The organism is uncultured Pseudoteredinibacter sp., assembly GCF_947500695.1.
Taxonomy (GTDB): Bacteria; Pseudomonadota; Gammaproteobacteria; order Pseudomonadales; family Cellvibrionaceae; genus Pseudoteredinibacter.
In genome coordinates this window covers 177,880-199,257 of record NZ_CANMSS010000004.1, presented here as the reverse complement: position 1 = coordinate 199,257, position 21,378 = coordinate 177,880, and the positions used below count along the sequence as shown (strand labels likewise).

The window sequence follows — 21,378 nt, the reverse complement described above, 5'->3', positions numbered from 1 at the left end:
ATCCTTTAAATAAGCAATATCTATAGTTGCTAGACTTTCAGTCCTAGCAAGGAGACAGCGCCATTGCTGTCTGGTTAGTAAGCCCCCATCAGGCGGGCTTACTATCTATATGGGGCTATAAAGTAGGATATCAAGAGGCGTGTTAAAATTTAATCGAGACGCCAACAAGCGCCTCTATAGCTGTTCTTATGGTAACAGCGACTTTCGATACATGCTTAAACGCGGTTTTCCTTTACGGCTGGTATCGTACAAAAACACATAAATTTGGCCGTCATCCGCATTCGGGATTGTACCTCTATAATGGTGCGAGCCCACCGTAAACATATGCCGGCCAGCGGTAACAGCGGTTTCAGATCGATACTGATGATTACCTAAGTACTCAAAGCGTCCATCGACGGTATCACTTTTAATCTGTAGTCCTTTATAGAGTTGGCGACCCGATCTTTCAGGCCCAGCGAGCGCGGTTTGAAGACGCTGCTCTTCTGCTGCGGCTTGTTTTCTTGCTAGGTCATCCAGCATTGCTAGCTGTTGTTTTTGTTCCTGATCTTGATCTTGCGCAGGTTCATTTGATTGCTTTACCGCAGTAGAGGGTAGCTCTTGTACTGGAACTGGTTCTGGAGCTTTGCTTTCTATCTTAGGCTCAGCCAAAACTAACTTGGGTTTAGTTTGTGCCAAAGTTTGCTGGACTTGCGGCTTAGAGGCTCTTTCTTGTTGGCGCTTAGCTTCTGCAGCCTTGGCCAGCTGCTGCTTCTTTTGCTCTTCTTTTAAGCGAGCAATCTTAAGCTCTTGACGTGCTATGTCGACTCCGTTTTTACTTAGCCGGCTACGAGCTTGTTCAAGTAAAATCTTCTCTTGGCTTAACTTGCCCTCAATTCGCTCTACACGTTTCTGGCGATTCTTAACGCCTCGTTTAGCCATAGCAAGTGCATGCTCTGCCAATTTACGCTGCCTAGCTTGGGATTCACCTGCCGCAGTAACTTGGGCCAGCTCCTGCTCCTTATCTTGAAGCTCTACTCTCAGATTAGCCAAGTCCCCCCTGGCGGCATTAAGTTTACGCTCAAAATCTTGCAGACTGCTTTCTCTGTCTTGCACCAACAAGGCGTTATTTTCGGAAAGTTGCTGCAAGCGAGCAAGAATATCTCGCTCTAGTGGAAGATCTGCTGCTTGCAAAACCGAACTTAAGGTCAATGCGGCCAGCGCAGTAAAACTAAGGAATTTGAATCTCATGAAGTCACCTACATAGTTATGTAGATCTAACGAAACTCAAGAGTGGCTACTCAGTAATATTCATTAGGGCTTGTTTGGTTTTGAGAGCCAGCGCACACTTTTAAAGGAGGACCATGGCAATCACCAACGCCAGCCATGGCAACTGTAAAACCGTAGGGCAGAGCAGAAGAAAAACCACTGATGGCGAAATGATTTGGCTTTTACCCCACCGCCGTCATGCTGAAACGTGATGTCAGGGCTATAGCGTAAAATCCACGCCTGATTACGCAGTCTTTGGCATAAATCAAAGTCTTCAAAATACAAAAAATAACGCTCATCAAAGCCAGCGACTGAGCGCAATGCCGACAGCCGGCAAAAGTAAAAACAGCCACCAGCTAACTCCGCATCGAAAGCTTTCTTAGAGTCTTTGTCGGCATAGATGTATTTTTGTTGCTGCTGCAACCAAATTGGAAGGCGCAAATACCTGCCCAACAAGGGCCTTATACCCGGAAAGCGCTTGGCCACATGTGGTACTGACTCATAGTTATCGCTAATCTTGCCGGTGAGCAGACCTATCTTGGGAGCAAGCTCCATTTGCTGGAAACATTCGAGCAGACACGTTTTCGATAGATAGACATCAGGGTTTAACAATAGATGGTAGTCATGTGACGGCTTTTTAGAGTCGAAGCTCTCGTTGGCTGTATCGAAGTCAGTGCCATTTTCTAGGCGCTGCAAAGCTTGATTGTGAGCCTCCCCATAACCACGATTCTCCTGGCTTCGAATCAACTTGAGGATAATATTTCCAGGCAGCTCTCTACCGTCAATTAAATCAAGCAAGGACTGGTGATAATTTTCATCTACGCTGTTATCAATCCAATATAGCGTTAAGCTAGCACCAGAATGTTCTTTGCAAAATTCAGTCATTGCCTTCAGCAAAGAATCTAGCTGTTGATTCAACACGTCGGTCTTGGTGAAATAGAGAACAACCGACGCGCTTAAATGTGGAGCTTGCAAAGTACTAAACCTTGATGGCTTCTGCCAAATACCAGTCGAGTGTTTTGGCTATGCCTGTTTCAAAGGTTTCTCTAGGATGGTAATTGAGCTCCGCATGACACTTGCTTGGATCGATAGCGTAACGACGATCATGCCCAGCCCGATCTTTAACAAAGCTGATCAAGTCCCGTGCTTTATTACCTTTAGCTACTGGTGAGTCAGGGAACTGCGCCAGGTAAGCAGGCTCGCTTGAAAGCTTCTTATCGATAAGATCGCAAATTAATTCTACGATATGTAAATTAGCCCATTCGTTTTCACCGCCAACATTATACACTTCGCCATTTATGCCTTGCTGCAGTATTAAATCAATCGCATAACAATGATCATCCACATACAACCAATCCCTAATATTCATACCATCGCCATAAATAGGTAAGGCTTTTCCGTTCAAGATATTGTGAATGATTAGAGGTATAAGCTTTTCTTTGTCTTGTCTTGGGCCGTAGTTGTTAGAACAGTTACTGGTGCTTACATTCAAACCATAGGTATGATGATAAGCTCTAACAAGATGGTCGGATGCCGCTTTACTTGCCGAGTACGGAGAGTTTGGTGCAAAGGCCGTACACTCACTAAAGGCTGGGTCATCCGCTTCCAAACTGCCGTAAACTTCATCGGTAGACACATGATGAAAACGGTGCTCCGCAACGCCCTTATCTAACCAGTGTAGCTTCGCCAGCTTTAATAGGTTATGGGTACCAATAATATTGGTTTCAATAAAAGCATCAGGACCTGTAATCGAGCGATCAACATGAGATTCCGCTGCAAAATGCACAATATGATCAAAGGGGTACTTTTCAAACAAGGCTTCTAACAAGGAATAATCGCATATATCACCATGGACAAATTCTAGGCCAACGCTATCTTTGAGATCACTAAGATATTCTTCATGACCCGCGTACGTTAAGGCATCAAGTACAACAATTTTGTCTTGTGGATAGTGCTTTGCCCAATAGTGACAAAAATTAGAACCGATAAAACCTGCGCCACCGGTTACCAATAGAGTTTTCATATTTTTCACTCAGAAATAGTTCTAGCTAGTTAAGCTTTTCTAACATTACCGTTAAGGCCTCACGCCATTGTTGCGGCACAAGTCCTACTGATTTATAACTTTCACTACAATCTAATACGCTGTAGGAAGGGCGTTTTGCGGCGGTTGGGTATTCATCACTTCTAATGGGTGTAAGCTGCGGCACACTTTTTAACTTGCCCATGGAGCTTGCCAAGTCAAAAACACTATGAGCAAAATCATACCAGCTACAAACGCCGGCATCGCTGCAATGTAAAACAGTTTGATCACTAGGGTTTTCTATTAAATGCCAAATAAACTGAGCAAGATTTCCGGCGTAACTCGGGCTACCGATTTGGTCAGCCACCACGCTTAGCTGATCCCGCTCTGCGGCTAAACGCAGCATGGTTTTCACAAAGTTAGTACCATGCTCACTGTATACCCATGAGGTACGCACCACCTTGGCATATGGAGATCTCAGCGCAGCCTGCTCACCTAAATGTTTACTTTCACCATAAACACCCAGAGGCTGACACCTTGTATCAGGAGCATAAGGCTTGCCCTGCTGGCCATCAAATACAAAATCCGTGGAAACTTGGATCAAGGGGCATTGTTGCTCTATGCTGTAATTAGCAAGAGTTTCAACTGCGACACCATTGATTGCCATTGCAAGATCAATCTCGGTTTCGGCTTTATCAACCGCTGTATAAGCCGCCGCATTGATAATCACATCGGGCTTATTTGACGTCAAAAAAGATTCAATGGCCTTGGGATTCGCTAGGTCAAACTCAGCGCTACCAGGACTGAGAACTTGGTACTTATCGTCTCTGACAGCGATCTTCTGCAAATGATAGCCCAGTTGCCCGCTGCCACCGGTAATCAGTATCTTCATGGACACTTAAAACCCAAAATTAATTTCACCGCTAGAATTTCTCACTATCAAAGGTCGGCGCGTCGGCCAATAAGAATCCATCTTTGTCTTTATCTGACAAACTTGGGGCGCTTATGCCATGTTGCGCAAGTGGCCAATCAATTGCCACCGCTGGGTCATCCCAACGCAGCGATGCCTCGCTTTCGGGGTGGTAGTAGTCTGTACACTTGTATACAAACTCAGCCATCTCGCTGAGTACTAAAAAGCCATGAGCAAAGCCGGGGGGCACCCAGAACAAGTGCTTGTTCTCTTCAGACAAAATCGCCGATGCGTACTGCCCAAATGTTGGTGAGCCTTGACGCATATCGACGGCGACATCAAATACTTCACCACGAACAACTCGAACGAGTTTGCCCTGTGTTTGCTCCATTTGATAATGCAAACCACGCAAAACACCCTTGGCAGATGAACTGTGGTTATCTTGAACAAACTGATAATCTAGCCCCTGCTCTTCAAACCAGCTTTGGCGAAAGGTCTCTAGAAAAAAACCACGCTCATCGCCAAAAACTCTTGGTTTGAGTAGCAAAACCTCAGGAATATTACACTTTTCTATTTCCATTAGAATACTTGATCCTCTAGAACACCCAATAAGTACTTGCCATAACCACTCTTTTCCAGAGGTTTAGCTAAATCCTTGAGTTGTTCTGCATCGATATAACCCATGCGATAAGCGATCTCTTCAGGGCAAGCGACTTTTAATCCCTGACGCTTTTCTAGTGTCGCAATAAAATAACCAGCCTCGAGCAAATTATCGTGTGTGCCGGTATCAAGCCATGCTGAACCACGACCCAAGAGTTCGACAGTCAGGCTTCCATCTTCTAGGTATGCCCTATTAACATCGGTAATTTCCAATTCACCACGATCAGATGGCTTGATGGATTTAGCAATTTCAATAACTCTGTTGTCGTAAAAATAGAGACCGGTAACCGCGTATTTAGATTTAGGCTCCGCGGGTTTTTCCTCGATCGATAGAACTTTGCCCTCAGGGCTAAATTCCACTACACCATAGGCTCTAGCATCATCGACGTGATAACCAAAAACGGTAGCGCCACCTTGCTGGGCGCTCGCACGCTGGAGAACTTTATGGAAATCTTGAGAGTAGAAAATATTGTCGCCCAACACCAAAGCGCAATCACTATCACCAATGAACTCTTCGCCGATGATAAACGCCTGTGCTAAACCATCTGGACTTTCTTGAACAGCATATTGAATGTTCAAGCCCCATTCTTTGCCGTCACCCAACAACTCTTCATATGCCGGCAAATCACGAGGGGTAGAAATCAGCAAAATATCCCGAATACCGGCCATCATCAATGTGCTCAGCGGATAATAAACCATGGGTTTATCGTAAATCGGCACCATCTGCTTGCTAATGGAACGGGTGATCGGATATAGGCGCGTGCCCGAGCCGCCCGCCAAGATAATGCCTTTGCGGCCATTCGGGTTAATAGAATCTGTCATTTAATTAAATCCCAATAAACTCGCGAGCTAATTAGGTATTAGCTCGCTCGTGATAAAACGGCAAAAAGGGCAATAAATGCCCTCAAAATAATATGGCGTGATTTTACAGCAGAGAAGCGCTAAGAGCGATGCAAGCCTTCATTAACTCGGTCACGAAGCTCTTTACCTGGCTTGAAATGGGGCACATGCTTTCCTTCAAGCTCTACAGAGTCTCCCGTCTTAGGGTTTCTACCCACACGAGAAGCACGATAGTGCAAGGAAAAGCTCCCAAAGCCTCTAATTTCGATGCGTTCACCAGTCGCCAGCATGGTGGATATATACTCCAACATCAATTTTACCGCTAACTCGACATCTTTCTGAGACAGCTGGTCTTGGTGTAAGGCTATTTTGTCGATCAATTCTGATTTGGTCATGGCATACCTTCAGTCAACCTGAAATATCTACCGCAGTGCAACGATAACCTGATAAAACATTAAAAATCAACAAGTTATGTAAAATTATAGCCACTTAAGCTGATTTTAGCTCTTAATTAGGCTCATTTACGGCTTTGGCGGGGTGAATTTGGGCTTTTTTAGGGCTTTCAGTGACTTAGCTCGCATGAGTGGCGGACAGGATTTGAAAATCAATTTTCCGGGTCCCTGCACTGTGGACCGCATACACTAGGTAGGGAGAAGCCTCTCAGGACCGCAAACTGCTGTGTCCATACAAGCTCTCGCCCTCCTCCAAGTCGGGCAAGCCCTGCGAAGCTTCTCGCTACCTAGTGCATGCTGTACTGGAATTGGTCGTTAGCTGTCAAATCCATATCAGCTGACCGCTAAAAGAAAAGCTTGAGAAAGAAACCCAAGTAAGAATCTAGGATGGGGCTAATGTTTTGGAGGGACTAGCGCCTTGGGTGGGCCAGCTTTAAGAAACACTGCACAGTCGCATGAATGCGACACCGGAACGGAAAAACACTAGCCCCACCTTAGAGTCTGGCCAGCCTTCCACTTAAAAATCACAGCAGAACAGCTCGACACGCCATGACTGAAACAAAGGAGCCGCACTGACACAACAAAAAGCGAACAGGCACAAAAAAGGCGGGATAAACCCGCCTTTTTCAAGCTTTCGCTAAGAACTCGCAGAGATTACTGCTTGTCTTGGCTCGCCATTTGCGCCTTGATCAGGTCACCAATGGTCGCAGGAGCTACTTGCTCAGTCTGCTTAGCAGAGTGCTCTTTCATAGCGCTCTTCTCGTCGTCGAAGTCCTTCGCCTTGATAGATAGGTTGATCGCACGATTCTTACGGTCAACGCTAACAATCTTAGCTTCTACTTCTTCGCCTTCTTTCAGAACGTTACGGGCATCTTCTACCTTGTCACGGCTGATTTCAGAGGCTTTCAGTACAGCTTCAACGTCGTCAGCTAGCACAACAACAGCAGCTTTCGCGTCTACTTCTTTAATGGTACCAACAACGATGGCGCCTTTGTCGTTCTGAGCAACATAGTCAGAGAACGGATCAGCATCCAACTGCTTGATACCTAGAGAGATACGCTCACGCTCTGGGTCGATAGCCAAAATAACGGTTTCCAGCTCGTCACCTTTCTTGTAGTTACGAACGGCTTCTTCGCCGGCTTCGTGCCAAGAAATGTCAGACAAGTGAACCAAACCGTCGATGCCACCTTCCAAGCCGATGAAGATACCGAAGTCAGTGATAGACTTGATCTTACCGGTAACTTTGTCGCCCTTGGCGCTAGTGCGTGCGAAGGCATCCCATGGGTTTTCTTGACACTGCTTGATACCCAAGGAGATACGACGACGCTCTTCGTCGATGTCTAGAACCATCACTTCCAACTCGTCGCCAACATTAACGACTTTAGATGGGTGGATGTTCTTGTTAGTCCAATCCATTTCAGAAACGTGAACTAGACCTTCAACACCCTCTTCCAACTCGGCGAAACAACCGTAGTCAGTCAAGTTAGTTACAACAGCCTTGATGCGAGCACCCTCTGGGTAACGGTTGGTGATCTGGATCCATGGATCTTCACCCAACTGCTTAAGACCTAGAGATACGCGGTTACGCTCACGGTCGAACTTCAATACTTTAACGTCGATCTCGTCACCAACATTTACGATCTCGCTTGGGTGCTTGATGCGCTTCCAAGCCATGTCAGTGATGTGCAACAAGCCGTCAACGCCACCTAGGTCAACGAAAGCACCGTAGTCGGTTAGGTTCTTAACGATACCTTTAACCGCCATACCTTCTTGTAGATTGGCCAGCAATTCTTCACGCTCAGCAGAGTTGGCGTGCTCAAGAACCGCACGACGAGAAACAACAACGTTGTTGCGCTTCTGGTCTAGCTTGATAACTTTGAATTCTAACTCTTTGCCTTCTAGGTGAGCGGTTTCGCGAACTGGGCGAACGTCAACCAAAGAACCAGGCAAGAAGGCACGGATGCTGGAAACGTCAACGGTGAAACCACCTTTAACCTTACCATTGATAACACCAGTAACCACTTCATCGGCTTCGTGAGCCGCTTCAAGTACAGTCCAAGCTTCAGCACGCTTGGCTTTTTCGCGAGATAGGCGAGTCTCACCGAAACCGTCTTCAACGCTTTCTAGAGCAACCTGAACTTCATCACCAATATTTAGTGTTAGCTCACCGCTTTCGTTCAGGAATTGGGCCGCAGGAATCACACCTTCAGATTTCAAACCAGCGTGAACGGTAACCCAATCTTTGTCTACGTCGATAACAACACCGGTTACGATTGAACCGGGAACCATATCAACGGACTTTAAACTTTCTTCAAATAATTCTGCAAAGCTTTCGCTCATTACAATACCTATAGATAAAGGTGGTTACGGCTTTATAAAGACGGTGCCTGTAAACCACTCTGCCACACGGCCAGTCGCATGGGTCTGTTAATGAAATTGGAGGCAAACATGGCTGGCATTACCCCCTTCGCAACACGTCAAATGCACTTGGCAGGAAATTGCGAGGGGCGGAGACTACCAGAAAGCCAAAAGAAATTCAACGAAAAGCCAGCTATGACGGGGGTTTAACAGAAAATAAGTGCTGATTCGACGTTTAATCGCTGAAGCCAAGATCTAAGCATTGGCCACACGGCCCAGCTCGGCACTTTTCAACTTAATGTTACGACGCCCCTTCCCCCAAGATTTACAGGTAGGGCACAGCCAATACAGCTGCTGGGAACTGTAGCCACAGCTTGAGCATATATGGGGCATCTGGGACTCTCGCTGTGCAACAACATACTCTTGAAATAAAGGACGCAATGTCGCAATTTCTTGCCCTTGGTCCGCCAAGATCTCCAGCAGCGCTGCCGAGGAGGCTGAGGCCTCAAACATATCTTGCAGATAACAACGAGCCTGCTCTTTATCCAGAGCCAGCAAGCCTTGGTACACCACAGGCAATAGCTGCTCCACACCGTAATTCACGCTCAGCTCACGCAGCTCCTGCAGTATAGTTTCGCTACGCCCACATTGCTCGTAAACCTGTATCAGCAGGTCAGCCATTGGCTCCCATAGATCAGAGCCTGACAAAATCAGCTTTTTCAGCCGCTTGTGAGCCGCTACATAATCACCCTGCAGCAGCTGCAGTCTCGTCTGCAACAACTGGGCACGCTGACATCGCTTATCAAAAGCCAAAGCCGCCCTGAGCTGGCGCTGAGCCTCCTGGTAAGCGCCTCGAACTATAGATTGCTCCGCCATTTCGCAACTAAAGTGGCTTTGCTGCAAGGCCCAATCTTCGGTTGCTCGGCCAAAGCGTCGCTCAGCATGACGATTGATCACCTCAATGGCTTTTTGCCACTCTTTTTCCTCACGGTAAAGCGCGACCAAGTGCTCCAGCGCCTGGGCACGAATTTTCGGATCATGAGCTTTTAGGGAATCTTTAAGCAAGGCTTCGGCTCGATCTAACAAGCCTGCTACTACGTAGTTTACCGCCAGCTCCAACTGCACCAAATCGACATCATCGGCCTCTAAATAAGGTGATGCCAGCAAACTTTGATGAGTTCTGATGGCCGAAGAAATTTCGCCGTTTTTGCGCAGCATGCGCCCTAAAGAAAGGTGGGTTTGAAGGGTTTGCCGACTAACCGGCAAGGCATCAATAAACGCTTCTGCGGCGGCATCACCTTCTTCATTTAAAAGATAATTCAAGCCAGAAATGTACTGCTGCGCCTTGCTATCAAAGATCAAATGGCGATCTTGTCGACGCTGACGAGAACGACGACGCTGCACGCGTCGCCCGATGTAGTATGCCGCCAATAACAAAATCAGCAGCAGAGGCAGAATCCAGAAATCCATTATCGTTTTTGTATCAACCCTTGATATTTAATCGCAGCAAGCGCGATATAAATCTAGAATTTTGGTCAACACTTCCTCAATTGTCATTTGACTGCTATCGATATGAATAGCATCGGCTGCAGCTGCCAAGGGCGAGCTACTGCGTTCACTATCTTGTTTATCACGCGCCTCAATATCGCTCAATATTTGCTGATAATCGTATTCCTGCTCAGCATTTGCCAACTGCAGCTGCTTCAAACGGCGATTGGCACGCTCTTCAGCGCTCGCCGTCAAGAACACCTTTAACGGAGCCTCTGGGAATACTGTACTTCCCATATCTCGACCATCAGCTACCAAGCCCGGAGCCTCGGCAAAATCACGCTGGCGCTGCAACAAAGCATCTCTAACCGCTGGCACCGCCGCCACTTTGGAGGCATCCATTCCGGCCTGCTCGGTACGAATGGCTCTACTAACATCCTGGCCAGATAAGTATATCGTCACCCCGTGCTCGCTTGAGCGAAACTCAACATCTAAGGTTCTGGCCACGTCACCAAGGGCAGCATGATCTTCAAAATCACATGCTGACAGACGCGCTGCCAAACCCGTTAGACGATAGAGCGCACCACTATCTAGCAAAGCAAAACCTAAGCGTAAAGCCAAGCTTGCTGAAACAGTGCCTTTGCCAGCCCCACTAGGGCCATCAATGGTAATAATAAACGCCGACTGCTGAACCATAGCCAAATCTAGCCCGCCGCCGAAATGTCTTTAAGGATGGCAGCACATGCTTCAGCTGGCGCTTGCGCTAGAGTAATTGGCCTACCAATCACTAAATAACTGCTGCCCCACTCCAAGGCCTGCACTGGCGTTACTATTCGTCGCTGATCATTCGCAGCACTGCCAGCAGGTCGAATACCTGGAGTCACCAAGCAAAAGTCGTCACCAGACTGCTCACGCAATGATTGCGCCTCTTGAGCGGAGCAAACCACACCATCCATACCAGACTGCTGCGCTAGTTTCGCGAGCTTTAAAACCTGCTGCTGAGGTGTAGCATCGATGCCTAGACCCGCCAAATCTTGCTCATCCATACTGGTTAAAACAGTAACAGCAATTAAAAGTGGCGGCGTTGAGAATTTCCCTAACTCATTGCGCGCCGCTTCCATCATGCGCTGACCACCACTGGCATGCACATTAACCATCCAAACACCAAGTTCAGCAGCGGCTTTTACCGCCTTGGCGCAGGTGTTAGGAATATCGTGAAACTTGAGATCCAAAAACACCTCAAAATCGCGCTTCATTAGCTGTTCAACTACAGCAGGGCCAGAACTGGTAAACAGCTCCTTACCGACTTTCAGTCTACACTCAGAAGGGTTCAAGCGATCAGCCAATGCAATAGCATCAGCGGCATTATCATAGTCAAGGGCGACAACGATTGGGGATTGGCTCATAGCGATTTCAGGCTCTATACGGGAATATTGCGGCGCTGATTTTAGCAGCTTTCCCAGCAGAGTTTTAGCCCGTGACCGCGCAAAGCTTTTTATTAAGCAACATTACCCTTGGAAAGGACGCTCCAGAGCGCTGTTTATAGCCTTCGCTTTTCAATTTGCGCAGTGCTAACTGCAAATGCAGCTTTGCTTCACTTGAGCTATTAAACGGCCCTAAACTTTCCACCACAAAACCGTCTTTTTTAACATGCCCATAGGGGCTATAAGCGGCCTCGAAACCTGGCTGGTACATTCGCACACCAGAACTTCGAAAAACCTTTCCAACACTAGGGTCTACACCATAATCGAGATAAGAGTAGTATTTACACTTCGCTACGGCTGGCAATGCAAACAAAAAACTTGCCGAGATCAAAGTGACCTTTGAACCCGCCGACAGCACAGACTTCACACCAAATTCAAACATACTACTTGATACCTCTAAACCTACTTAAACCCTTTGTTCCGGCCAACATATAATCAGCCATTGCGACTTAACCGAGGGTGAATCGAAGATCTTAGCTTAGTAAAGACCCATTACCGGTTTAAGCCAAGAATCAATGTAGATTAAAGACTCGGCTACGCAGTTTAGGTTCCCGTTATTAGTCGTATCGGCCGATCACTCTTCATCAAAAGAGCATTTAATCTGAAAATGATGACTAAGCCACACTTTAAAGCTGGCTATTGATTGCTCAGGTAGGGAAATTAAAAGTTTGGCCTGCTCGGCATACTCTTGAGATTCGACAGTCCCATGATGCTGCTCTAAAAAGCGACGCAAGCTCGGCTCTAAGTCATAGGGGCATTCAAGCGCTAGTTGTCGCTTGGGTATAAAAGGTGACAATGGGCAAAGCTCAATCGCTTGCTGAGTTGCTTGAGAATAAGCCCTAACCAAGCCTCCAGCGCCAAGCTTTATGCCACCAAAATAGCGCACCACAATGGCCATGGTATTTCCCATATCCCGATGCTGTAAGACATTTAGGATGGGTTTACCAGCGGTGCCCGAAGGCTCTCCATCGTCATTAAACGCCTGCGATACGGCTTGTTTTGGGTCGCCCAAAATATAGGCCCAGCAGTGATGGCGCGCGTCCGGGTACTGTTCACGAGCAGCGTCCAACATTTTCATGGCCGCCGCCCGATCCTCTACCTGATGTAACTGACAGATAAACTCGCTTTTTTTGATTTCGTAGCAGTGCTCAACAGACTGAGCCGGATGCATAAACTGCCCGGTCAGAATTTCTTTTTGCGGTGTTTCGGTCATAGATACTTAGGTATGGCTACTAAGGTCAGGAGAGTCGACCAAGATAATAACACAGGCCGCAAAGAACAAGGGATAAGGCTTGACCTTACGGCAACTGGAAGCATAACAATTGCCTTAATCACCTAAGAGGGAGGTTTTCTAAATGAAGAGAGATAGCGAAAAACACTCAAAGAAACTGCGAGACGCTTTTGAGCAACATATGAATAAAGCCAGAGGATTGTATTCTAAGAAGCAGTGGCAAGCTTGTTTTTATGAGCTTGAGAATGCTCACGTTCTTGGCCAGCAACAAATTTGGCCTCATACACTTAGTCACTTTTGGATGTTAAAAGTTGGCTGGAGGCAAAATGATTGGAAAGAAATTCTTGGTCAACTATTGAGGACCGCCGCCAGCCCAATTATAACGCCGATCTGGGTACCACTAGGAAATACAGGAGGAGCCAATATAAGCCCGGTAAAACCAATGCCCTTACGTGAAGAATTAAAAGGATATTTTAAAAAATAGCTCGCTTGTATTGCGATTATCGCCAAAGCCTTGGATAAGAAACAACAGTGAGGAGTAACGTCGTACTCCTCACTAGAATTTGAACAAACTGAGAACAGTGCTGGAATATTACGCGGCCAACTCTGCCTCAAAGGCCTTTCTATCCTCGCCAGTTAAAGCGGCTTTATTTAGGCTTGCAACACGATCGGCCAAGCTGCCCTGCCCACTAGCAAGCCAGCTATCAACCTCAGCCATAATAGCGTTAAAGTTCTCATAGCCACGGGCATGGGTATCACTATAACCCTTGATCAAGTTTTGGCACTTGGCTATCTCGAAAGCTGTCTGATAATCTTTCGATGTAGCCTGCTGGACACGCTCCAACCAAGCTTCAATATTATTGTTTTCATGAGAATAGCGTAGGGTTTTTCTTCGTCCTGACTTCATACTTGCCAAAAAATACAGCTGTAAGAAGCCACTCAGTTTTGCACTTTGCAGCTTGCGACCATGAGAAAAAAGAGCCGAAATACAGCTGCGCGCAAAGCTATTATTCAAAGCCCACTGCCCCATAGCTTTTGGCATACTGTCACAAATCTCTTCTACCCGCGGATGTAGAAACTCCACCGGGTAAACCATCTGGGCATCATTCGCCTTAACTTCACGTCTAATTTTCTCAAAACGATCAGCTCGAATTTTTTGCTCAGCAACACGAATGGTATCTTGAAAGGCCATCCACAAGGCCAACTGCCTAGCCACTTCCCGGCTAAGCAGATACTCCTGCTCACTACTATCTTCGCTAATAAATGGTTTTAGTCGATCCAAGTACTCATGGGCATATTCAGGGTCTTGGTAATCCACTAACTGCTTTACTGCCTCAAAAACCAAACCCTGAAATACTTCTGGGATCTCATCTTTTACGCGCTGCAATAGCTCACGCGCCGATTCGCTAGCCACCTCTGCTGGCAAGCTGGCAAAAGCTTCTTTGCTAACTGGCTTCTGCTCTTCGGTTTTATCTTCCCGCCCCTTTTGATAGGCCGCATTAAAAGCTGCCAAGCTACTGGCCACCGCCACACCGCCGGCTTCAATGGCCGCTTCAAACTGAGCCTTATTAAACGGTAGAGCATCGGATGCCGCCAAAGCACCAAACAAGGCGGAGCTGATAACCGAGCCATTTTCAATGGCCACTTGATTCATATCGAATGCAATCAGACGTTTAGCTTGTTGCTCAGCAATCTGAACGATTTTATCGCCATCTACCAAACCATTGCCTTTTTCTTGGCGCTCCGCCACCGTATATGAGCGATGAGTCGTTGCAATCAGAGTAGTGCGATCAGCACTGACAAAACCGCGTTGCAAAGCACGACCGGCTTCGACAAGCTCCGCAGCAATCAACACATCCACATCACCAGGCACTGGCGTCATTGCTAACACCGGCTCCTGATCTGCCTCTTTCATGGCTGCTTGAGAAAATAATTCCAAGTAATAAATGGTCGCACCCGTACGCTGAGCCACGCCCGGAACCGAGGTTGATTGCGCCACATAACCATTAGTTTCCGCTAAATCGCGAATCCAATTTGATAGCACGCCGCCGCCCTGTCCACCCATGGCAGAGATAGCAATAGTGATCGGTTTTACTGTCTTTTCAGTCATAGAGAATTCTTCACAAATGCGCGTTAAAAAGCGTGTTTATCAATTTTGGCTTGCAACTTAGCCTGCAAAAAGCCAATCACTTTCTGACGTATACCGTGCAAAAAGCTATCCATCTTGCTAGGGTTTGAAATGACTTCGGCTCTTACAAAAGATGGGCACAAAACGGCTGAATGAGCATTAGCACCACACAGGCCACAACCCAAACAGTCATTATCAACATAAGCAACCGGATCGGACTTCAAAGGGTTGGGATTCTCCTTCACGGTTAGAGAAGGACAGCCAGATAAACGAATACAGGCGTGATCGCCAGTGCAGGTTTCATCGTCCACAAAGAAACGTTCGCGAACGACGCGCTTACCATCTTTCATAGCAGCACGAACTTGCGGCTTAACTCGACGCTGCTTATTCAGCATACATTCGTTTTGCGCGATAATAATTTTAGGACCCTTGATCGGGGTCTCCATCGCCTCTTTAAAGGTAGCTTTTACGGTTTCCACATCATAGGTATCGACCACCCTCACCCATTTGGCGCCTACACCTTGTACCGCTTTTTTAATGGGGTTTTGGGTACTGCGGTGATCAACGTAAAACTTGGAGGAAAGGACATCCTGGCCACCGGTTGCCGCTGAGTAGTTATTATCAACGATCAAGAAAACATTATCGTTTTCATTAAATACCGCACTACCAATACTACTGGTTAAGCCATTGTGCCAAAAACCACCATCACCCATCACATTGATGGTGCGACGAACACCGTCAACATTAAAGGCCGAGCCAGCTGCACCACCAAGGCCATAACCCATAGTGGTATTACCCAAGTTAAAAGGCGGCAAGATAGAAAACAGGTGACAACCAATATCCGCACTGACGTGAAACTCACCTTTTTCAAACTGTAATTGCTTGATAGCTGAGAAAATTGGTCGTTCAGGGCAACCTACACAAAAACCTGCGGGCCTTGGCGGCACCAGTTCATCAAGATCGGTAAGTGGAATTAGATTATCCGCTTTCGCAATTGGCTGAGCGGTCGCCTTAGAGATTACGTCTTGCGCCGCAGCTTTAGGGTCAAAGCTCTGGACTATCGGGCTTACATTGGCGCTATCATCCGCAACACCCGCGTCGTTGGCAGGCATAACTTCAGCTTTCAGCATTTGAGGCGCTTCAGCCTGAATAAATTTCTCTACACCTTCTTTCAAAGGCTGGCCTTGATACTCGCCGTAAACCGGCAGCATACCTTTACCATGCAAGCGCGTTGCTACGTCGGCATTGCGAAGCATCTTATTGATAGCTTGCTCGATATAATCTGGCTGCCCTTCTTCAACCACCAAAACTGCATCTTTACCGCGACAAAATTCGATGATTTCATCATCGACATAAGGGTAAGTCACATTCATGCAGTAAAGTGGAATATCGCTATTACCAAAGGCATCCGCCAAACCTAAAATGTTTAGGGCGCGAATTAAGGTGTTATACAAACCACCTTGCAAAATGATGCCGAGTTTTTCATTGCCGCCATTACGTGGCTCAAAAAACTCATTGAGTTTATTGGCCTTAATAAAATCAATGGCCGCAGGTAAACGATCTTCAACCTTCTCTTTTTCATGTAGGAAAACCGAAGGAGGCAATACAATTCGACTGGTATCGCGCACAGGGTTTTCCATCGCCTCTTTAACCGTTAGTGGGGGGCGAATATTGTCTTTAGCGGTAAAACTCCCGTGCACGTGACAAGCACGGATGCGCAACTCTAACATTACCGGAGTACTACTGGCTTCGGACAGCTGAAAACCCCACTCTACTGAATCCGTAATAGACGTCAGATTAGGCCTTGGGTCGAGCAACCACATTTGAGATTTCATCGCAAAAGCGTGAGAACGCTCCTGCATGATACTAGAGCCTTCACCGTAGTCTTCACCGACTACGATTAATGCCCCACCCTTTACTCCACCCGAAGCTAGATTAGCCAGGGCATCAGAAGCCACATTGGTGCCTACTGTCGATTTCCACGCGACCGCACCGCGCAGTGGGTAGTTAACGGAAGCCGCCAACATCGCCGCCGCCGTGGCTTCACTAGCGTTGGATTCAAAGTGCACATCGAGTTCTTCTAGAATCTCTTGAGCATCATTTAAAACATCCATGAGATGCGAAATTGGTGAGCCTTGGTAGCCACCTACATAGGCGACACCAGACTGTAGAAGCGCCTTGGTTACTCCAAGAATACCTTCAACATGGAGCTCTTCGCCCGCACCTTTTCTAAGAATTTGAACTTCTTTTTTAAACGACCGCTCGGCCATGGGAACTACCTTCAGCTAGGCACAGTAAAGGCCTCGCCTATCTATTCGAGAGGAAAATAGCCACCACTCACGCAGTGACTTAACTTATCAGGTTTAATGCGCGGCATTACTGCGAACTATCTTTTGTCCGCGGTTTCTGCACTATTGCGCGCAGTATGTTGCTATCACTTTATTGCTAGACAAGAGCCAAAACGCGCAATGGGCTGCCAGAACCATTTTCAATTTTTAATGGCGGCGCAATAATAATGGCGCCTTTTGGTGGCAGCTGATCAAGATTATTTAAGCTGGCCAAACCATATTTATTTGCACCATGCATCAAAGTATGCGCCGGGAACGGTGTTTCAAAACCACCTGCTGCTCCCGCATCAGTGCCTACGGTTTCAACACCCCAGCCCGTGATATTACGCTCTTCAATGAGATACTTAATCGCGGCCTCTGAAGGCCCAGGGGTGTGGGGGCCATTTTCATCGGCGTTTAGGAAATCAGCCCCTTCACGCTTTGACCAATCGGTGCGCATCAATACCCAAGAACCTGCTTCAATATCACCATGTTCAGCTTCCCAAGCCTTAATATGCTCAGGCTCAAGCAGGAAGTCATTGTTGTCCGCAGACTCTTTACTAAAATCCATCACGCATGCTGGGCCTACCAAGTTATTCACGTCTATGGTGTCGGTAGTGCCATCGCTGTACTCTTTACCACTGATCCAATGACCTGGGGCATCAAAGTGAGTGCCAGTGTGCTCACCACAGCTAATTTGATTCCAGTACCAGGCAGGGCCACCATCATCAAACTCAGAAATCACTTCACTTTTAAAGGCCGGCGAATTGGCAAAGGGCTCAGGAAGCTGGATAACCGGGGTATCAGGACCTAAAACCTGGGTTAGATCGACAACTTTTACCGCACCAGAGCTTAGCTGCTGGGCCAACTGCATCAGACTATTCGCAGACATAGGGAATCCTCTCGCTATTCTTATTTATTCGATTCAATGGATTAGCACCCAATGATGGGGCCAAGCCTCATTTTCCGTACTTGCAAAACCATACTTTGCCACACTATGGCCATGCTGCAAACGCAGCTAATGCCTTATGTTGAAATATATATTATGAGTAATTCTTTAACTTGTAAACAATTTTAACAAACACTATTCTTCAGCATTGAATTGGCGGTAACTCTAGACTCGATCATAAAAACCTAGAAATATGCTTGGTTTTTACGATCTGGGTCAAATACATGCCGTGTAAGGTTCTTTTACACTAGCATTCAGGGGTACAATGGCCAAATGGTGCAATGGTAGGCACCCGCAATTGAGACGATAAGAATCCATGGACACAGCACAACAAGACATCAACTATAACGACAGTCACAGTAAGAACGCCTTGCGCGCATGGTTACAGCTACTGAAATGCTCCAAGCGCATGGAGCAAATGACCAATAGTCATCTCGATAAGACCTTTAAAAGCTCACTCACCCGCTTTGATGTATTAGCGAACCTCGATGCTATGGATGGTGAAACCGTAAGCACCACCAAGCTCGCCAAAAGCCTACTGGCCTCAAAGGGCAATATCACACGCTTATTGGATCGCATGGAAGAGGATCAATTGATCATTCGCAAACCGAATCGCGAAGATCGTCGAATCAGCGATGTATTTTTAGCTGATAAAGGCCGCGAGGAATTTCAACGCATGGTAAACGACCACGAAAACTGGGTCGATCATGTCTTCAGCGTTCTCAGTAACGAAGAAGAAAAGATGCTGATTGAAACGGTAGGCAAGCTTCGTAAGCACTTAGAAAACACGGTTGTCTAATGCCCCAGGGATTTGCGCAGAACTACCTGGGCTTTTTATTGGCTAAAGCTAGCCATATCACCAGCAGTGAATTCCACTTACGGCTCAAGCAATATCAGATTCCCATAAGTAGTTGGCGCATTCTCGCCAGCTGCTGGGATGATAAACGCACCGTCAGTGAATTGGTGGAAATGGTTTTACTCAACCAACCTACGGTCAGTAAATCCCTAGATCGCTTAGCCAAAGATGGCCTTCTAGAGCGCAATAAAGATATTGAGAATCGGCGTCAGGTCTTTGTTTCACTTACCCCAAAGGGCAAAACCTTAATGGAGGAGCTGATTCCTTTGGCCAATACCCATGAACAACAAACCTTCTCTCACCTAAGCCAAGATGAGAAGCAGCAATTAACCGCCCTATTGCAAAAGACCATCACAGGCAAATAAAATCAGCTCTCGAGGTTTGTTATTACCCAACAAGGATCATACTCGTGCTAGAGCAGCTACTTGCACTCAGCGGATTAATTGCCACTGTTTGGATTTCACTCGGTGTGTATATCGCCGCAAAGTTTTACCCCAACTATAATCATCGCCAGCAATTCTGTAGTGAGTTAGGTGCTGCCGGAAGCCCTACCCAAACCCTATCGCCACTCATCAATAATTACCCACTAGGCATTATCTTTTGCGCCTTTGGTGGCTATTTGTTAGCACTGCCAGAAAACAATTGGGCTTTAACACTCAGCGGAGTGATGATTATTGTGCACGGCTTGGGCACCTGGGTCGCCGGCTTCTTCCCTATGGATAAAGACCCTTATACCGAAACGCCCAGCCATGCCTGCCAAATTCATTCTTGGGCAGGCTTTTTTATGCTGCTTTCTTTGTTTATCGCACCTCTACTGATTGCATTCGCACCAGAGACAACCTTCCTGCCAACTTGGTTTAGGGTGCTATCGATGTTGGCTGTGTTGCTAGCGGGCTACTTCCTTTATAAATTGGCCAAAGCCTTTAAAGAAAAAGGCGCTGCCGGTTTGTATCAGCGGCTATCGTATTGGGTGCAGCTTATTTGGCTTAGCCTACTATCAATTCAATTGGCAACCGCATAAGACAGCAGTGGTATTGAAGGGTAAGGTTACAAGCCATAAAAATTAGTGCTTTTCCTAAAGTGAATCTCGCACCCTCACTGCCCTGTCCGGAAAGTCTGTAAAAACGCCATCAACGCCTACAACACTATAGAAGTAGGCCAGATACTCTTCGAAGTTTTTAAACGGCGATGGGATCTGTCCTTTATCGGCCCTAAAGGTGTAGGGGTGAACCAGTAATCCTGCTTGCTGGGCTTCTTGCACCATATGATTGGGCTGACCTGTTTTTCTATCTACCAACATGGGAAACCAAGGGCCGATACCTTCGGCATATTTGGCAATTTCCTGCGCAGCACCAGGCTTCATCATCCAATCATAGTTATAGGGCTCTGGTTTTAGGCCCATGGCATTATTACGCAGGGTTTCACCCCACTCAGTCATTGCAATCAGCTGTACCAGTTTTAGATCCATCCCCAGCTTGGGCATAAGTTTTGCGTTGATTCGCTGCAGTTCGTCAGCGTCGAAGCACTGTAAAAATACCTTATCGCTTGCTTTGCTATAGCCAAACTTCTTTAGCTCTTTTAGCACAGCTAAACTAATATCCTTTCCCGCAGCTCGATGCAGGGCCGGCGCTTTGATTTCTGGGTATATACCGATGTTTTTACCGGTACTCTGATTAAGACCTTGAATAAGCTCCAACTCTTCCGCCAAAGTGGATACTTTAAAACTGGATTTCCAGATGGGGAATCGCTCGGGGTATTTTTGTTTGGGCATGCCGTCTTGGCGCTCGAAAATCTCGGTCATCTCTAGCTGTTTGATTTCTGCTAGAGTGAAATCGATTGCATAGTAGCGACCATCTTCTCTTGCACGTCCCGGGAATAACACTGCCACATTGGTGACACGATCTAAGTAAGGATCATGCAATACCAATAGCGCATTGTCCTTACTCATCACCACATCTTGTTCGATATAGTCAGCGCCCATGCCATACGCTAAGGCCTTTGCTGCAAGGCTATGCTCTGGCAAATAGCCACTCGCTCCACGGTGGGCAATCACCAGTGCTTTGCTGTTATTTGTGTGGGTTTGTTTCGGTGATGCCGTAACTTGACCCGCAAGTGACGCCGTCAGGAAGGTGCTAATAAGCAGCAATGAAGCTATAGGAGAACGCATATCAATATCCTGTGTTTTTATCGATTGTAGCTTAGCGCTTGGATATGAAGGCTATATTAAAAGCCAATTATTCTCTCATTTTTAAATATGGCAATTTGTAGATTTTAGCCCTTATGGTGGTTGCATAGAAACCGTGGAGCAGCATGACAAATTTCCCCGGGAGAGGTTTGGGCTTGGCCGGAGGCTGAGCGCCCGGATAGCGCGAATCCATGGTTTAAGCGTGTTCCAGACCAACTACCATAAGGGCTAAAGCGGCCTAACTG

The 21,378-nt window shown here is 46.9% G+C and carries 21 protein-coding genes; 4 read left to right on the top strand and 17 right to left on the bottom strand.

The features are described from left to right. Positions 1–186: 186 nt before the first annotated feature. From Q1A08_RS09585 to Q1A08_RS09525, 13 genes are all read right to left on the bottom strand, one after another. Entirely contained in the window at positions 187–1,227 is a 1,041-nt protein-coding gene (locus tag Q1A08_RS09585) for a hypothetical protein (RefSeq protein ID WP_299772240.1), read from the bottom strand. A gap of 120 nt (positions 1,228–1,347) precedes the next feature. Next, positions 1,348–2,220: a glycosyltransferase family 2 protein gene (locus tag Q1A08_RS09580; protein ID WP_299772238.1), complete on the bottom strand. Its 873-nt coding sequence runs from the start codon at positions 2,218–2,220 to the stop codon at positions 1,348–1,350. A 4-nt stretch (positions 2,221–2,224) separates the two neighbouring features. Further along, the gene (gene rfbB, locus Q1A08_RS09575) at positions 2,225–3,268 is read right to left on the bottom strand and encodes a dTDP-glucose 4,6-dehydratase (RefSeq protein ID WP_299772236.1); all 1,044 of its coding nucleotides are present in this window, start codon (positions 3,266–3,268) and stop codon (positions 2,225–2,227) included. A 25-nt stretch (positions 3,269–3,293) separates the two neighbouring features. Then, positions 3,294–4,157, bottom strand: coding sequence for a dTDP-4-dehydrorhamnose reductase (rfbD, locus tag Q1A08_RS09570; protein WP_299772235.1), 864 nt, complete (start codon positions 4,155–4,157; stop codon positions 3,294–3,296). A 31-nt stretch (positions 4,158–4,188) separates the two neighbouring features. Beyond that, positions 4,189–4,755: a dTDP-4-dehydrorhamnose 3,5-epimerase gene (gene rfbC, locus Q1A08_RS09565; protein ID WP_299772233.1), complete on the bottom strand. Its 567-nt coding sequence runs from the start codon at positions 4,753–4,755 to the stop codon at positions 4,189–4,191. Beyond that, the gene (gene rfbA / locus Q1A08_RS09560) at positions 4,755–5,657 is read right to left on the bottom strand and encodes a glucose-1-phosphate thymidylyltransferase RfbA (RefSeq protein ID WP_299772231.1); all 903 of its coding nucleotides are present in this window, start codon (positions 5,655–5,657) and stop codon (positions 4,755–4,757) included. The genes rfbC and rfbA overlap by 1 nt, the downstream gene beginning before the upstream one ends. Before the next feature lie 119 nt (positions 5,658–5,776). Next, positions 5,777–6,070 (bottom strand): integration host factor subunit beta, encoded by a 294-nt coding sequence (ihfB, locus tag Q1A08_RS09555; protein WP_299772229.1) that lies wholly within the window; start codon positions 6,068–6,070, stop codon positions 5,777–5,779. A 711-nt stretch (positions 6,071–6,781) separates the two neighbouring features. Beyond that, positions 6,782–8,467 carry a 30S ribosomal protein S1 gene (rpsA, locus tag Q1A08_RS09550; protein ID WP_299772227.1) on the bottom strand — a complete coding sequence of 562 codons (1,686 nt, stop codon included), beginning with the start codon at positions 8,465–8,467 and terminating at the stop codon, positions 6,782–6,784. A gap of 273 nt (positions 8,468–8,740) precedes the next feature. Further along, positions 8,741–9,955: a hypothetical protein gene (locus tag Q1A08_RS09545; protein ID WP_299772225.1), complete on the bottom strand. Its 1,215-nt coding sequence runs from the start codon at positions 9,953–9,955 to the stop codon at positions 8,741–8,743. Between the two features lie 27 nt (positions 9,956–9,982). Beyond that, complete coding sequence (gene cmk / locus Q1A08_RS09540) at positions 9,983–10,669, bottom strand: (d)CMP kinase (protein WP_299772223.1); 687 nt, start codon at positions 10,667–10,669, stop codon at positions 9,983–9,985. An 8-nt stretch (positions 10,670–10,677) separates the two neighbouring features. After that, positions 10,678–11,385 carry an orotidine-5'-phosphate decarboxylase gene (gene pyrF, locus Q1A08_RS09535; RefSeq protein ID WP_299772606.1) on the bottom strand — a complete coding sequence of 236 codons (708 nt, stop codon included), beginning with the start codon at positions 11,383–11,385 and terminating at the stop codon, positions 10,678–10,680. Positions 11,386–11,443: 58 nt separating this feature from the next. Next, the gene (locus Q1A08_RS09530; RefSeq protein WP_299772221.1) at positions 11,444–11,839 is read right to left on the bottom strand and encodes a hypothetical protein; all 396 of its coding nucleotides are present in this window, start codon (positions 11,837–11,839) and stop codon (positions 11,444–11,446) included. A 192-nt stretch (positions 11,840–12,031) separates the two neighbouring features. Then, positions 12,032–12,670 carry a YigZ family protein gene (locus tag Q1A08_RS09525; protein WP_299772219.1) on the bottom strand — a complete coding sequence of 213 codons (639 nt, stop codon included), beginning with the start codon at positions 12,668–12,670 and terminating at the stop codon, positions 12,032–12,034. 142 nt (positions 12,671–12,812) lie between these two features. On the opposite strand from Q1A08_RS09525, the gene Q1A08_RS09520 reads away from it, so the two are divergent. Beyond that, positions 12,813–13,172, top strand: coding sequence for a DUF3703 domain-containing protein (locus Q1A08_RS09520; protein ID WP_299772218.1), 360 nt, complete (start codon positions 12,813–12,815; stop codon positions 13,170–13,172). A gap of 108 nt (positions 13,173–13,280) precedes the next feature. Here Q1A08_RS09520 and Q1A08_RS09515 read toward each other — a convergent pair whose 3' ends face one another. From Q1A08_RS09515 to Q1A08_RS09505, 3 genes are all read right to left on the bottom strand, one after another. Beyond that, on the bottom strand, positions 13,281–14,798 hold the full coding sequence (locus tag Q1A08_RS09515) for an indolepyruvate oxidoreductase subunit beta family protein (protein ID WP_299772217.1): 1,518 nt from the start codon (positions 14,796–14,798) through the stop codon (positions 13,281–13,283). 23 nt (positions 14,799–14,821) lie between these two features. Then, entirely contained in the window at positions 14,822–17,086 is a 2,265-nt protein-coding gene (locus tag Q1A08_RS09510) for an indolepyruvate ferredoxin oxidoreductase subunit alpha (protein WP_299772216.1), read from the bottom strand. 175 nt (positions 17,087–17,261) lie between these two features. Continuing rightward, positions 17,262–18,035, bottom strand: a complete 774-nt coding sequence (locus Q1A08_RS09505; protein WP_299772215.1) for a cyclase family protein — start codon at positions 18,033–18,035, stop codon at positions 17,262–17,264. Between the two features lie 373 nt (positions 18,036–18,408). On the opposite strand from Q1A08_RS09505, the gene Q1A08_RS09500 reads away from it, so the two are divergent. The 3 genes from Q1A08_RS09500 to Q1A08_RS09490 are packed head-to-tail and all read left to right on the top strand — an operon-like array spanning position 18,409 to position 19,969. Then, on the top strand, positions 18,409–18,891 hold the full coding sequence (locus Q1A08_RS09500; RefSeq protein ID WP_299772214.1) for a MarR family transcriptional regulator: 483 nt from the start codon (positions 18,409–18,411) through the stop codon (positions 18,889–18,891). Then, entirely contained in the window at positions 18,891–19,313 is a 423-nt protein-coding gene (locus tag Q1A08_RS09495; protein ID WP_299772212.1) for a MarR family transcriptional regulator, read from the top strand. The genes Q1A08_RS09500 and Q1A08_RS09495 overlap by 1 nt, the downstream gene beginning before the upstream one ends. 44 nt (positions 19,314–19,357) lie before the next feature. After that, on the top strand, positions 19,358–19,969 hold the full coding sequence (locus Q1A08_RS09490; RefSeq protein ID WP_299772210.1) for a DUF998 domain-containing protein: 612 nt from the start codon (positions 19,358–19,360) through the stop codon (positions 19,967–19,969). Positions 19,970–20,023: 54 nt separating this feature from the next. Here Q1A08_RS09490 and glpQ read toward each other — a convergent pair whose 3' ends face one another. Beyond that, a complete protein-coding gene (gene glpQ / locus Q1A08_RS09485) occupies positions 20,024–21,115 on the bottom strand; it encodes a glycerophosphodiester phosphodiesterase (protein ID WP_299772209.1) in 1,092 nt (363 codons plus the stop codon). Positions 21,116–21,378 lie beyond the last annotated feature (263 nt).